The 15,331-nt window shown below is 41.3% G+C and carries 11 protein-coding genes; all 11 read left to right on the top strand.

The window, feature by feature from the left end; all coding sequences use genetic code 11:
- Window positions 1–10 precede the first annotated feature (10 nt).
- The 11 genes from KUA46_RS03760 (at window position 11) to KUA46_RS03710 (ending at window position 15,316) form a co-directional block, all read left to right on the top strand.
- On the top strand, window positions 11–526 hold the full coding sequence (locus KUA46_RS03760) for a hypothetical protein (protein ID WP_218487657.1): 516 nt from the start codon (window positions 11–13) through the stop codon (window positions 524–526).
- Between the two features lie 78 nt (window positions 527–604).
- Window positions 605–1,093 (top strand): hypothetical protein, encoded by a 489-nt coding sequence (locus KUA46_RS03755; protein ID WP_218487656.1) that lies wholly within the window; start codon window positions 605–607, stop codon window positions 1,091–1,093.
- 7 nt (window positions 1,094–1,100) lie between these two features.
- Window positions 1,101–8,915, top strand: coding sequence for a hypothetical protein (locus tag KUA46_RS03750; protein WP_218487655.1), 7,815 nt, complete (start codon window positions 1,101–1,103; stop codon window positions 8,913–8,915).
- Between the two features lie 8 nt (window positions 8,916–8,923).
- Window positions 8,924–9,229, top strand: coding sequence for a hypothetical protein (locus tag KUA46_RS03745; protein WP_218487654.1), 306 nt, complete (start codon window positions 8,924–8,926; stop codon window positions 9,227–9,229).
- Window positions 9,230–9,366: 137 nt separating this feature from the next.
- Entirely contained in the window at window positions 9,367–10,665 is a 1,299-nt protein-coding gene (locus KUA46_RS03740; RefSeq protein ID WP_218487672.1) for a hypothetical protein, read from the top strand.
- 253 nt (window positions 10,666–10,918) lie between these two features.
- Complete coding sequence (locus tag KUA46_RS03735) at window positions 10,919–11,383, top strand: hypothetical protein (RefSeq protein ID WP_218487653.1); 465 nt, start codon at window positions 10,919–10,921, stop codon at window positions 11,381–11,383.
- A 677-nt stretch (window positions 11,384–12,060) separates the two neighbouring features.
- Window positions 12,061–12,402, top strand: coding sequence for a helix-turn-helix domain-containing protein (locus KUA46_RS03730; RefSeq protein ID WP_218487652.1), 342 nt, complete (start codon window positions 12,061–12,063; stop codon window positions 12,400–12,402).
- 626 nt (window positions 12,403–13,028) lie between these two features.
- A complete protein-coding gene (locus tag KUA46_RS03725; protein WP_153080470.1) occupies window positions 13,029–13,754 on the top strand; it encodes a hypothetical protein in 726 nt (241 codons plus the stop codon).
- A 123-nt stretch (window positions 13,755–13,877) separates the two neighbouring features.
- A complete protein-coding gene (locus KUA46_RS03720) occupies window positions 13,878–14,369 on the top strand; it encodes a hypothetical protein (RefSeq protein WP_118078873.1) in 492 nt (163 codons plus the stop codon).
- Window positions 14,366–14,797 carry a hypothetical protein gene (locus KUA46_RS03715; RefSeq protein WP_218487651.1) on the top strand — a complete coding sequence of 144 codons (432 nt, stop codon included), beginning with the start codon at window positions 14,366–14,368 and terminating at the stop codon, window positions 14,795–14,797. Before KUA46_RS03720 ends, KUA46_RS03715 begins: the two co-directional genes overlap by 4 nt.
- Before the next feature lie 30 nt (window positions 14,798–14,827).
- Window positions 14,828–15,316 (top strand): hypothetical protein, encoded by a 489-nt coding sequence (locus KUA46_RS03710; RefSeq protein ID WP_218487650.1) that lies wholly within the window; start codon window positions 14,828–14,830, stop codon window positions 15,314–15,316.
- Window positions 15,317–15,331 lie beyond the last annotated feature (15 nt).

The raw sequence follows: 15,331 nt of genomic DNA, 5'->3' as shown, positions 1-15,331 counted from the left end.
AGTAAAAGCTATGTTTGAAAAAAGAAATTTATCAGACAGGATGAAGAACGAGGCTGTTTCACTGGGTCTTTGCGCTCAGTGGACCGCCGAGTGGCATGACAACTCATCCAAGCATGAGATGGTCGAGAAGTTTGTTAAGGGTATTGACTTCTGCATCGGAAAGAACTGGCCTTCGACCAAGGATATGAAGAAGTACTTTGGTGATGTCATTCACGATCATGGTGTGTATGTTGACGAGAACGTTGACCTGCAAAATCCGAAGGTTGTCATCCTCAATGGAGAGTGTGTAGCAAATATCAGCTATGACTGGATGGACAGTGGAGAGATATACGTAAGGCACAACTCTTCACTTTACCTGAAGGTTAAGGGATTCTCCAGGGTGTTTGTCAATCTGTTAGATGGTGCAGAGCTTCATGTTGAATGCGAAGATACCGCAAAGTGCTTCGTCTACCAATACGGAGGAACAGTCGTGAAAGCTACCGGACCAGTCAATGTTAGGGATAGACACGACTTTAAGTTCAATTAACGCATATTTATACGCATATTACTTGCATATTTATGTATTATTTCGTATATTTGCAATTATAAAAAGTTGATTTAAGGTATGAAAGATTATTTCAGGATATACATGCAGAAGGAAGGCGATGGGAACGAGGTGAAGGACTCCATCGCCGACTTCGGTATGTACGTTAGCGAGAACCCGTTCAAGCCTTGTGATTCTGTCAAGGAACCTGCAAAAAGGGAGTGGCACGACGAGCATGGTGACGACGAGTATATCGGAAAGGATGGTCTCTATATGGCGGCCTACGAGAATAAGGTTAAGTTTATGTTCCACGGCGAGGCTTTCGGCGCTAACGAGAAATGTAAGGCATTCATTGATTACATCCGCAAGTCAGGCATGATGAAGATGTATTGCGACTTCAATAGAATCGGAAGACAGCATGTAAGACTTAAGGATATTGATCCAAACCTCTATAGGGATCCGGATAACGAGGACTTGCTAGTCCTCTCTATTACTTTCAAGTTTAACGACCCTGTTACTGATATTAAGCCGATTAAGGATACACAGGGCAATATTTCAAATTTAGTATAGCATACAGATGAGCGCTTGGAATATTTATCATAAGGATGGCTCGAAGCTGACAGACGTTAACGGAGAGCAGATAACCGTTCATGGATTGGAGTACTCTGATTCCTGGATGGGTGAGTGTTTTTTGACTATCAACTTCAAGCATGAAGTGCCTATCAACTTTCAGATAGGCGACTATATTGTCTATCGTGGCGAGCGATTCGAGCTCAACTACGAGCCGGGCAAGGATAAGCAGGCAAGACCTGACACCTACGGTGAGGGCTTCGTGTATGACAGCGTAAAGTTCAACGCATTGCAGGATGAGCTTGCCAGGGCAGAGTTCCTCGATGTGGTATTGAACGATAACGAGCTTCACTACACTTCCCTGCCGAAATTCCCATTCTATGTACAGACTTTGGATGATTTGCTAGACAGAATCCAGGCATGCTTAAACGAGCAGATTGGTGCAGGTCTTTGGAAGATTTACTCCAGAAACAAGGACCGTTCCGTGCAGCGTGGAGCCCTTGAAAGTGAGTGGTTGTCGGTTTATGGTGAGAAAACCGACGATAACGTCATCGAATCGATGTCCATTACAGTGGATTCGCAGACCTGTTGGCAGGCCCTTGCGCTTGTGAACGAGAAGTGGGACATAAACTTCATCGTCAGAGGAAGAAACATCTATGTCGGTACTACCGGAATACAGGCTAATCATATCTTCAAGTACGGACTCGGCAATGGACTCTATGAGATTGTTCAGAACGCTGATTCCGATCAGAGTGTCGTTACAAGACTAAGAGCATATGGTTCCGAGAAGAATCTTCCTTCTCACTACTATGCGGACCTCGGTGTCAAGTATGTGGCGAACATCACGAAAGTCGTCGGAGCCAGCACGAATGTTGAACTTGAACTGGACCTCGATTATATAGAGACATATTTCAAGAATCCGAGAAAGTATATTGTTTCTCCAGAAACTGGCGAGCAGTCTTCCGGTTGGGTACTTAAGGTTACATTTGATTTCAAGACTGAGATTACCGGTTATGTAACACAGGGATACGGCTCTAAAAAATGTAGATTCTATTCTGAGCTGAAGGGAACACAGACTGACACCGGAGATGAGGAGTCAAAGGAGAAGCTTGATGCGTTTATTGCGCAGGTCAAGGCCGGAAATACAAAGATGTATATCACATCGGGCCTCAACAAGAAAAATGTTCCTTCGTCCATGAAGGAGTACGCAAAGAATCTTCCGAACAACATGTCCATCAACAGACTTATGTTGCCTGGATTCCCTCATGTATCGCTGAGTGATTTCTATAACACACTCACGGATGAAGAGAAGAAGTACGTGAATCCTACCGGGAGACAGCATAAATTCTCCACAGATCCGCACAGGCCATACATCGATTCTATCAACATCGAGCAGATTGGCCTTCGTTCTGCATCGCAGTTCTTTGAAACAGATGATAAGACAAATGGAGTTATTGAAATCTACCCTACTATCGAGGAGATGGAAATCGGTGGCGTACGTGTTGATGAGATTGATGAGGGTGTGGCTCCTGATGATGACGGAAGATTTGGCGATAATGAAACCGTAAAGAATGTTGATATCTATCTTAAAAAGGCTATCGACTTTGATATCAACGACTTAAAGGATGACGACTTCTCCATCTCGATGAAGGATGGTATGTGTGGCGGACGAACATTCAAGGTAGCTTCATCAGCCAAGATTGATGGAAGATGGAGGCTTACTATTGAAAGAGTAAAGGACGACGCTCTTGAGCTGTGGTTCCCATACAAGGACTACCCTATCAAGAATGGCGACCATTTCGTTCTTACCGGCATCACACTTCCTGATTCGTATGTCAATGCTGCGTCTCTGAAGCTCCTTAAATACGCCATAGCATTCATTGACAAGAACGACTACACAAGGTACGTCTATCAGCCTAAGGTTGATGAGATTTTCATGGCAAGACAGCATGATCTTGCTGAAAAGGATACTACAGGAGTTATCAAGAGTCTTCATGATACGCTCAAAGCCGGAGACTTGATGGAGTTTGAGGATGCTGACCTCAGAATTGGCGGTGTAATATCCATAGATCAGCTCACAATCAAGGAAGAAGATGGTAAGATTCCTACCTACGATATAACTCTTCGCGAGGATAAGGAGGTTGGAACTATCCAGAAAATTCAGCAACAGATATCGTCGCTCCAAAGTGGAAATGGCGGAACAGGTGCAGGATTGACAACTACACAAGTCAAGGGCCAGATTGCAACAGAGGGAAGTAAGCACTTCATCTCAAAGATAAACGATGACATAGCCAACGGCACGATCACTTGGGAAAAGGTGCAGAAGCTTTTAAGTGGATTGCTTATCGGTAACTCCAACAATGAGAACGGAGGCTCGTGGACTCCAGATGCAGAAGGTCGTTCGCACCTCATCACAGATTACTTGGAGGTAAGAATGAAGGCTATCTTCGAGGAGCTGGTTATCAATAAAACATCCACCATCGGTGGTAAGGAGATAATCTCTCCTGCTGGCGGTGTGGTGGCTCATAAGGTAGAAGAGGTTACTGTGACATATAATAATGTGTCACAGAAGGCATATCGCTGCTATTTCTTAGCAGAGCAGGATGGTGATGAGGTAGATAACGACTTCGCGGTTAACGACCAAGTGCGCTCGGAATCATTCAATGTTCGCAAGGGCACTTATCACAAGGCTGGTAATCACTTCTATTGGCGATTGGTAATCGGTCGTGATGAAGACCCTGTAGAGCTGGAAGGAAAGAAGTATCATTATATCGACCTCTCTGATACCGATTGCGCTACGGCAAGCGACGTACCTGCTAAAGGTGATGTGCTCAACCAGTGCGGTAATAGAACCGATGTAGAACGTCAGAACTGCCTTATCTTCTCGGCGGTAGATACCTATTCGCCATCCATCAGCCTCTATCACGGCATCAACAGCTATTCCTTTGCCAATAGGGAGTACGTGGAATATGGTGTGAATAAGCAGAATAACAAGGCATTCTTCAATGTCTATGGTGATATGTATGTAGGTGATAGACCTACAAAGGAGAATGGCTATGAGGGCAGCTCTTATATCAGATATGATAGCAGCACTAAGCAATTGTCTGTTAAGGGTAAGATTTCCGCTAAATCCACTGTGGATGGCAAGGAATTGTCTCAGTATTTCAATAAGATTGCCGAATTGCAGAATCAGGTGGATGGTGCTATCGAAACGTGGTTCTATGATGGTGTGCCTACCTTGGAGAATGCCCCAGCCATCAGTTGGAAGACCGATAAGGATAAAGAAATCCATCTTGGCGACCTTTACTACAACAACAAGACGGGCAAGGCATACCGCTTTGCCAAGGATAGCAACACCTATAAGTGGACTATCATTACAGATACCGACATCGCCAAAGCCCTTTCCGATGCAAGAATGGCACAGGAGACCGCAAACGGGAAGATGAAGGTGTTCAGCGTTCAGCCTACGACACCTTATCAGGTTGGCGATATATGGGTTAATGCCACTTATCCTTCTGACGGCAGTACCTACAAGAATGAGGTATTGCGCTGTCAGACCAACAAAGCGGCTGGTTCTCAGTTCGCCATCGGTGATTGGATTAAAGCATCTAAATACACTGATGATACAGTTGCCAACGCAGCCAAAAAGGCAGCAGAAGATGCTCAGAAGGCGGCACAGACCGCACAGACGGACATTAAAAACCTCGGAAATACGGTCACTGATAATAAGAAGGAATTCGATAATTATGTTACCGATGGCTACCTAGAGCCTTCCGAGATTGCGGCAATGGCGCAGGATTCTAAGCGACTTGAAGATGATTTTGCGGCTGCACAGAAGTCGTATAATGAGGTGAAGGATGCAGAGGTACTGAAGGACACCAAGGAACTCACTGACCTCACTTCCGCTTTCACTGACCTCTCTGATGCCAAGAAAGAACTCATCAAGTATCTTTCAGATATATCTAAAAGATACAATGAGACTGATACCAACGGCAAGGCTGCTATCGTCTCAGCCGTGGGAACGAAGTTCACCAACTTCCAAAACGCATATTCTGCCTTCTATGACAAGCTGGGTTTGGCAAACGCATATATCACTAGGAAGATATATGGCGACTTGAAGCAGAATATCACAGACCTCGCAGGTTACAAGTATCTCAAGGATGCGCTCGGTCAGACTACAGATATTGACGGTGGTCTTGTAATGACAACGCTCCTTGCGCTGAGAGACGGAGACGGAAACGTTCAGAGCGGTATCAACGGAGCAATAGACCCGAACAGAGGAAAGAAGAGTATCGCAACGTGGTGGGGCGGTCAGATGGTGGATAAGGACTATAATAGCGGAAATCTTACCCCTGCAACCTCCCTCATCCGCTTCGACGGCTCTGGCTACCTTGCCAATGGTGCTATCTGGTGGGATGTGAGCGGAAAGGTTCACGCAGACCCTACATCGTTTATCATCAGCGAAAAGAATCTTGGCGCATACCTCATCTTCTTCGAGCCGACTTGGAAGGAAGGAAGTGCAGGAACGAGCGTTGCCGACCTTGTGTCTTTGAAGCCAAACGCTCCATTCTCTAAACTTGGCGTATCGGGCGATGCTACCTTCGAGGGCGCAATCTCCTTCCATGGCATTAAGCTCACGTATGATTCCACAAACAAGGCTATCAAGATTGATGGTAATCTCTATGCCACAGGCGGTATCACGGCATACGGAGCAGGAGCATCTACCACGGGCGGTGGTGGCGGCTTGAACGGCAGTGTGAAGAGTTATTCAAATGCCTTGAAGCTTACATCAGAATCGCTGTCTGAGATAGCTTCTGCCTACTCCATCAAGGCTCTTGATTCTCGTATCTCCAGCCTAGAAGGAGGCTCGGCTATGGACGTTAGTGTTAGCGGTAGTGGAAACGCAGTGACAGCCATCAGTAAGAGCGGAACGACTATCATCGTGACAAAGGGAACTACGTTCTTGACTTCACATCAGAGCCTTGCGAGCTACCTTACTAGGACTGACGCTGCCAGCTTGTATCAGCCAAAGGGAAACTATCTTACCGCTCATCAGAGCCTAGATGGCTACGTCAATGAGGTTGCGACTAGCGGCACTGGTAACGCCATCACCTCGGTATCGAAAAGTGGGAAGAAACTCACCTTTACCAAAGGTGCAACGTTCCTTACTTCTCATCAAAGTTTAGCAAACTATGTTACTATTAATGATAGTAGACTTAGTGATAGTCGTTATCCTAAATTTGCTAATAATACTTGGTATTTAGTAGGAGACGATGCTTATATGGGAGACTGTAATGTAATGGGTATGATTGGTGTTAAAAGCGCAAATGCTGCAACCCCTGGATTTGCGCTTTACAACAATAGTGGAACGCTACTCGGCAGATTGTATGCAAGTAAAGGTACATTGGTTTGGGACGGTGGTACTATTCAGACTACAAATTTCAGCGGTAATGCCTCTTCCGCAACCACATCGTCAATGTTGAAAACAGCGGATTGGAGGGGAGCTATGTATGTTCCTTCAGACACGCATTATATGTGTTTGGGATATATGGATTGTACTGGCTCTTATGATTCTTTAACCTTATTAGTTACATCTGCTTTTTGGGGCAACCAACATGGCTCGCAAGATATAATTACAATTCAGCAAAGTAACAATACAAATGATACTGCAAGAATTCAAACAACCGTAGGAAGACTTAGGTTAGGTGGTTCAACTGAGAGAACTTTCTACTATTATAAGGATAATAGCAGTTTTAGACTTTACTTATATGTCTATGTCACAGGTGGAAATTCTTATGGAAGGTGGAATATTTCTTATTTAGGAGGAAACGCAACGTGGGTTACTGCTCATCAGGAAAACGTAACCAAATCCTCTTCTTGGATTACCATTGGATATAGTGCGCAAGTTAATTATGCAAGTAATGCTGATATGGTTGATTATTGTCATGTCGCTAGGTGGAATGGACTTCCATTTGTTGATGTAGCTGGAGTTATGGAAATTGGAAAATTTATAGATTTTCATAATGCTAAAGAAGATTCAACAGATTATTCTACTCGAATAGAATGCACAGGTGTGCATAATAATATAATTAAGCTTCCATCAGCAAGTGGTACATTAGCTTTAACATCTGACAATGTAGCTTCTGCAACCAAACTTGCAACAGCAAGAACTATTTGGGGTCAAAGTTTTGATGGTACTGGTAATGTTAATGGAACAATATACATAAATAATAGTGATTCTGAAAACGGAGCTATAATATTAAATAATAATGTAAATACTCATGCTCGTATATCAGCTATAAAAGACCAAGTAGTATTTAATACTGGTGCTGCTATTCGTTTTGGAGCAACCAACTGGGAGTATAGTGATTGGGCTGGTCTTAAATATGATACTGTTGCTAATGCTATATATTTAGGTATAGCCGATGGAACTGTATTTAATTATTATTCTAATAAAAGAAGTAATGGTACACTGAAATTTCCAGGTATTACAACTATAACTCCTGATAGTGGAGCTAGAATTGGAGGTAGTGGTGGTGATTTATATTTAGGTAATGGTAATAATACTAATTGGGTGAAAGTTCAAGACATGTGTAGTCAAGTAGATAGTAATAATTGGAAAATAATGCAAGGTGGTTATGCTCTTTTTAAAGATATAACTATTATTAATACTGCTACTATTAATGGTTCTACTCATATTAATAATTTATTAACAGCTAAAGGTATAATGCCTACCACGGCTGATGTAAATGCTTTTGGTACTAATGTAAATAATTGGGATGGTAGTATTGCAGCTAATGTTACTAATATGTTTAATGGTATTGATATGGGTAATATACAAGTAGAATATTCAATGGATAACGGTGCTAGTTGGAATACGTATCCTGGTAATCCTGAAAATAGATTTAATCTTGTAAATGATAATGTTGGTATATTTAATTATTTTTTAGGTAATAATAATATTACTGGTAATAATGATGCTAATAAACTTGCTCAAATAAAGAAAAATCAACTTAGAGTTACTGTTAAGGTTCCTAATGAAGCATATCAAGAACTTAGTTGGATAAGTGTTGATGTAAATAATGGAGTTAATATAAAATGTCAAGTATATTTGGGAAATAGTAGTGGTGCTTATACTGAATATGCTTCTAAAGTAATGAATGGATGGTCACATAAATGTGATATTTGTGTTGGTCCTTTAAATGTAGCTGTTGGTAATGATACACATCGTTATGTAAGATTAGTATTTAGTCATCCTAGTAATAATACTAATTTACGTAATGGTATTGTTGCTAAAATTAGAGCTTTAGCTTTAACTAAATATGCTTTTAATGATGGTAGATATACAATTGCTGCCACTGGTCATATATATAATTATGATGCTTATATGAATACTTACTTCCCTAATAGTATTCTTGCTAAAGGTGGAGTTACAGCTTATCAATCTTCTGACATCCGCTTGAAGCAGGATTTGCGGAAGCTGGACTACTTTGGTATCATCAAGGCAATGGGTGGCACGTTCGGCTTTGCTTGGAAGAAGGACAATACAAGGTCTATCGGTTGGATTGCCCAGCACGTCTTGTGCAACCCTCACTTAAAGGACATCGTTGAGACGGACGAGAAGGGCTACTACAAGATTAACTACTGGTCTCCGAAGCTGATTGCAACGGCATTTGGTGCTATCGAGCAGGTGGGCGATGAGGTCAGCAGGTTGAAGGCTCGGGTGGTCTTCCTCGAATCAGAGGTTCAGCGATTGAGCGGAGATAAGGAAGACTGCAACAAGAAGAGATTAGATAACAAGAATATTAATTCATTAAATTAGATTAGAAAATGGAGAATTTAAAGATTAACAAGAAAAGTGAACAGACAGCTGCCACTTACACCAAGGGCGGCTATCGAGTAGAAATCACCTACAATGTTGACAAGACGAGTGGCAACATTGAGAGCATCAATATGAGTATCTATGGTGACCCAAATGGTAATTATCTCGGCAACGCGAATGCCAGCTCCAACGGCAGCGAACTGACCTACAACATCAGCGGTGTTCCGCAGAGCAAGCTCAGTGAGGTATCAGCATTGATTAAGGAGGTTAATTCCGCTATCGCCGCTAATATGGCAAGCGAGGCAGCAGAGTAAGTATCGTGAGTATTAACGCAGGGTGGCTCTTATAGAGCTGCCTTGCCTAGTGTTCAATGTAACAGTAGAGCGAGTTGTTACTAAAGAAGTTGTAACAGAATAAGGAACTGAAGTTGAATATTAAAAAAATAAAGATTATGTCTTACAATAGTGAAAATGGAATTATTAGTGCTCCTGTTAGCATTGATGATGTTAAACGAGCTCTTGGAGAGAGTAGCAATGACCTTGCTACTCTTTGTAAGAGTGAAAATATAAATATATGGAGTAAGTATAAACCTATTAATTGTAAAGGTGAATTTAAAGAATATCCTATTAGAGAAGACTCTGATGAAATAGTAACATCTTCATATAGTAAATATACTTGTGTTGTTCGTTGTGGTATGAATATACCTATGGATACTTATAAGAACTTACGTTATAATTATGGTGGAGAAGGTTTTGCTATTGAAGCATGTAAAAATTTTTATATTGATAATGTATATGGAAGTAACGGTATTGATAAAGATGCAAGTACTGGTGGTTCGCCTGCTGTAAATGCTTCAGGAAAACACTTTCCAAAAGGTGGTACTAATTCTCCTTATAGATTAGGTGATTTTAGAAACTATAATGCTAAAGCAGAATTTAATCGTTTCCAAACTTCTATTCGTGAATTAAGTGATATTGACATTTATTATTCTTCAACTCCTAAATTTAATTGTGTTCTATATAAGAATGCAGGTGTTGATGATAATACAAATGTTACTATGGAAGATATAATTACCGATTTGTATTTAGCTTGGTCTTTTTGGATTCAAATTTGTTATGATTCACCATATAATACTACTGATAAGATTTATAAAAATTATTATGTTGGTAATTGCCAAAAACCAACGGATTATGTATATGCAAGTAAAGAAATAACTTTTGATATAGGTCATAATAAAAGAATTGAAATTGTACCTTTTTTAGCGAATGTTCGTAACGCAAATTTACAAGATAATTCAAAAATAATTTTTATAAGTTGTCCAGGTGGTATTCGTTTTAATTATTATCCTAGACAAATTAATATGGAAAGTATTAAAAGTGGTTCTAGTGGTTTTGTTGATTTCTCATCGTTGAGAGAATTAGTTGGTGCTACTTGTATTTGTAAAGCTAAAATATATAAACTTCCTGATGTTACATTTACAGTTAATGATGGTATATTTAGAAGTGTTTGCTCATATGGTAATAATAAGACAACATACGGAAGAGGTTATGTGTCTAATAGCTCTGGTCAAGGTACAGGCTCTGTAACTATTCCCGAAGGTGATAGAACAGATTATATTGAAGTATATATAAGATTTGATAATGTTTATGAAGGAGGATATTATGGACAAAGATGTCAATTATCTTTTGAAATTAATATAGATGGTGGATGGAAACAAGTTCCTCCAGGAGGTAGTTATATTATGCGTTAAAACGTAAATATTATTAATGTAACAAATATACTAGAAATGTATTTGTGGTTTACGTTCTCACCGAGAAAGCAGACACGTTGCGACCTAGTGATTACCCAACGTGGGGAAGCTGATTTTTAAAATTCGTAAATTTTGCTCCTCCTGCATTGCTATTCGGAATTATTTTCTTAACTTTGCAGTGTTAATAGGAAAGGTATTCTGCTATGGCAATCTGGAGAAGAATATTGTATAACATATAAATAAAGAAACAATTATGAAAAAGATTAAGACATTCGAGGCTGTTGCAGCCTACAAGACATTGAAGGCATTGAAGACATCATCAATGAGCGATGATGCCGCTATGCGAGTTTGGAAGAATATGAAGGCTCTGCGCCACGTAGCCGATACCTACGACAAGGATGTGGAGGAAGCACAGGAGAGCATGAAGGACGATAAGTTCGAGGAGATGCAGCGCAAGCTTCAGGAGTGCCAGCAGCTAGAGCAGAAGCACGCCAATGAGGGCTACGAATACACCAAGGACGATTCAGCCAAGTTCGCTGAGGTCAATGAGTACTTCTTCAATCAGAAGCAGAAGACAGAGAAGTACTTCTCAGACCTTGCCAATGCCGAGGTAGAGGTAGCCATCGAGGACGTTGACGAGAAGGAGCTGTTCAAGGCAGCGAAAGATTGCGGCTTGAAGTTCGCTGATATGGAGAGCCTTGAGGTTGTGATAGGATAAACACTAATAGCGTTAGAATTTGGTAAGGAAACCGTTCTAACGCTATTTTTGCAGCCATCTACTTTCAGATTGTTACTTTTTATAAAGTTTAACACAAAAATATTCTCATTTTCGCTGGTTTTGTGCAAAAGAGTGTATCTTTGCACCATCATTTAATTAAAATCAACGCTTATGAATAAAGAAGACGAAGACAACCTGTTAAAGTGGTTGAAAGACAAAGATGTCAGTGAGGTTATGGACTTACTGATGCGACACGGTAATCGGTATAGTAGAAGGATTCTGAAATTTTTCAGATGGTTTTGTAAGTACGTTCCTATCACGCTTATGTGCTTTCACGCATACGGCATTTATGAATTCTCTCAGCATCCTCGTGAAATGTTCATCCCTTATGCGGAGAATGCAACTTGCTATCTCTACATATATTTTATGGTGTACGTCCTGCCAATGGTTTTGATATTAGCAAGCCGATTTTTCTTCTTGTGTTGGAGATACCGCATTCCCTTCTTCTACTTTGCAAGCATCAATGCGGCTCACATTGTGGAATGGAGTTGGTATACCACCAAAGATATGGTAGATTCTTGTTTTACAGTCATGGTAGTAACGGCAATATTCTATCTGTACTCTTTTACTGATTTGTTTATCAGCAGGTCAAAGTTAGGACGTAAAATCTGTGCATAATGGGAAAGATATTGAATTATAAGATACTCGGCACGGCTTTTAAGTCATTAGTTGATGCTTGCTTTAAAGCTGATGAGCAACAGCGAAATGGTGAGAAAATCACCGCCTGCGGAATGAGCGATGAGGATCTTGATAGATTGTGTGACATCATCCCCGATATGCTCAACCCGATGATGAGCACCGAGGAGGTCAAGGAAAAATTGCGAGTTTCTGATGCTACCCTTAACAGAATGGTGGCTAGGGGCGATTTGCCCCATGGCGAATGCAAGAAACGTGGGCACACCCGATATTGGAAGAAGTGGGATATACTGCACTTCATTAAGAGTAAGAGAAAATCATAACGGATAAGCCCTATCGCAGCACGGATAAGCGAGAACGTATGAGTATTATTATGGATTATATGTTTTGTACTTTGATTATAGTAGCGATACTGGTAATTATCAACTGCACGTTCATAGCATACCTGTATCTTTCCTATAAGTATAAAACGATAGATAAGTTCTTCATGGCTTGGGTGACATCATCAACTATGATATTGATAATGTGGTTCGGGGAAGGATTGTATCTGTATCTAACAAATTAATGATGAAAAATTTGGTGGTTTCGGAATTATTGTCTATATTTGCAGTGCTTTTTAGAGCAGCACTTTTAAGAGCATCGCATTTCCGAGCAGGAATGTAATATTCCCCTATACTACGCCAATAGTATAGGGGAATTTTGCTTCTACTTCTATCCTAATAGTTGAACATGTAAGTGTTCCTTACAAGTTGAGCAAGAGAGGCAAGTGACTGCCTCTCTTTTTTGTTATTTATGATATTACCTCATATCACCTTAAATCTCTGATAATCAACCACTAAAAGAAAGTGTGATAGAGTTATATTTGCTCTCCCCTATTCTTTGTACCTTTGCATCCGTAACGTTACAATAGTGTTAGTTAATATTAAGGATAACTTAAAAAGATTGTATCATGGAAATGACAGATGCAAAGGTCGTAGAGAAGAAAATCTACGAAGAGGGGAAAAAGCATGACGATTATGCTTCTAAGGCTACAGGTAATGCTGGTCTTACCCTTGGTATCATCGGCACAGCACTCGGTGCTGGCGCTTGGTTGCTTGGCGGTAACAACCGCAGTGTGTTTGGTTCACTCGGTGGCAGCAATATGCCTGAGAACGTGAACATCAACGCCTATGGGGCTAACGCAAGTTCAAATCAGCCAACCGCCTTACAGGTGATGGAGAAGGAATGCGATGATGAGGTGAAGTTGCTTACCTACATGTTCGGTATGAAGCTCGACACCGCTAACAAGTTCTACGCTATGCGAGAGACAGACATCGCTGAGAAGTTCTCTATGTATAAGGGTGCTAACGATGCTATCAACGCCGAGAACCGCCGTGCAATGCAGGCTGAGTTCGGTCTTTACAAGTCTCAGATTGATGCAGATTTTGGCTTGTACAAGAATCAGAGAGACCAGTACGATGCGTTGCAAGCAAAGTATAGCGACCTCGACAAGAAGGTAGCCGTGATGGAAGCCCTCACTCCTTACAAGGAGAAGCTTATGATGGCTTACGTTAACGAGAAGACCTGCAATTGCTTGCGTGGTCAGTTGGTACTCCCATCTACGCCAGTAATTTCGGGCTACGGCAGCTATTGCTGTAACGGTACTGCTACTTCCACGCCCACTACAGGAGCGTAACAGAGCAGTAAGGAAGTCGGTTAGACGGACTAAAAAGAAATGAGTTGGTGAGGGGTGTTTGCCCTCGTTGGTGGATGCCCTCTCACCTCTCTATAATATATCACCAACTTAAAGATATTGATTATGATGAATTTTGGAAACAGCCCATTATTGGATATGGGTACAAGTCAGCAGCAGCCGCAGATGATGGATGCCGAGCTACAGAAGATGTATGAGGCAATACAACAGAAGCGAGCATCTATCAACATGCAGGCGCAGCAGTCTTCCACCCCTTTATGGGATGAAATCGACAAGATTGAAGACAATCTTACAGGCGCACAACGTCAGTACTTGATGCAAAATCAGGAGTACGTCAATAGCTTGCAATATGTGTCTAAGCTAGTGCAAGACGAGGAATTGCGCATCATACGTCCTCGCATTGAGAGTACTCAGCAAGGACAGGAGGCATTAAAGAAACATTTGTCTTTGATGCAACGACTGAGAAAAGAAGTAGCACAGGCGGAAGAGCAGAAAACCGCTATGCTTAACGACTATATGACAAATCATAGTGATAAAACGTGGCAAGAGTATCTCGCTATGGTTCAAGGGACAAAGAAGGGAGGAACTAAGAAATGAACGTAACAGAATTGAAAGAGAAACTGCTTACATCGCTTGATTTGTGGGCAGATGCTAGAATAGACGATATGGTTAAGGCTAACCAGATGCTCGCCATACCATCAGTGTACATGAAACGTGCGGCGCACAACATCATCGCCAAGCACAAAGATAGTTGGGGCAAGAGCATTGACAACGCTACCCTATTCATCGCCGATGAAGACGGCAACATAGATGCCAACACGATATTTGAAGATATGATGCAGATGCTAAAATCCGTGGAAGATTACAAATTCGATGTAGGTTTTATACACGGACATATCGACAAAGGAGTTGTGTCTATTGACCTGCCAGATGGAATTGCTACTGCTATTCTCTTTGGTAGCAAGCGAAGTATCAACTTCACAGAGGAGGACTTTGTAGAGTTGAGAGATTTGATAATAGGTTAAAATATATAAGATATGGAAACAAAAGAGATTATGAGTAAATTTGATGAGCTGTACGGAATGATGGCATCATCAGCAAACGTAAAGTATATGCACGTATTCGGTAATACGATGCGTTGCATGATGAAGGATATGGCATCCAAGCACCCAGAGTTGGCACAAGAGTATCTTGATAAGCTTTGCGCTATCAAGTGGAAGAACTATCTTACGAAGAAGGAGGCTTCGGAGATTGTAAACGGTATGAATCCACCAGTAACCTGGGATATGCAGACATGGATCAATGCTATGACCGGTCTCGGACTTGCAACAGAAGAGAAACCTTATTACAACGATTACGCTTTGTACGTTGCGATGAATCAGGTTGTAAGCGACCACGGATGCACAATTGCTAAGATACTCGGCAAGGAAGATGTTAAGGACATTGATACAGAACATCTGGTTAAGTATGCCCACAGCCTTGCACTCGATTTGTTGAAAGACAAGGATGGTGTATACAACATCAGAGAGTATTTTCTGAAGTAACATCAAAAATATACG

This window comes from Segatella copri (assembly GCF_019249765.2).
Lineage (GTDB): Bacteria > Bacteroidota > Bacteroidia > Bacteroidales > Bacteroidaceae > Prevotella > Prevotella copri_K.
The sequence above is the reverse complement of the archived record's forward strand: the minus strand, read 5'-3'. Positions and strand labels throughout refer to the sequence as shown.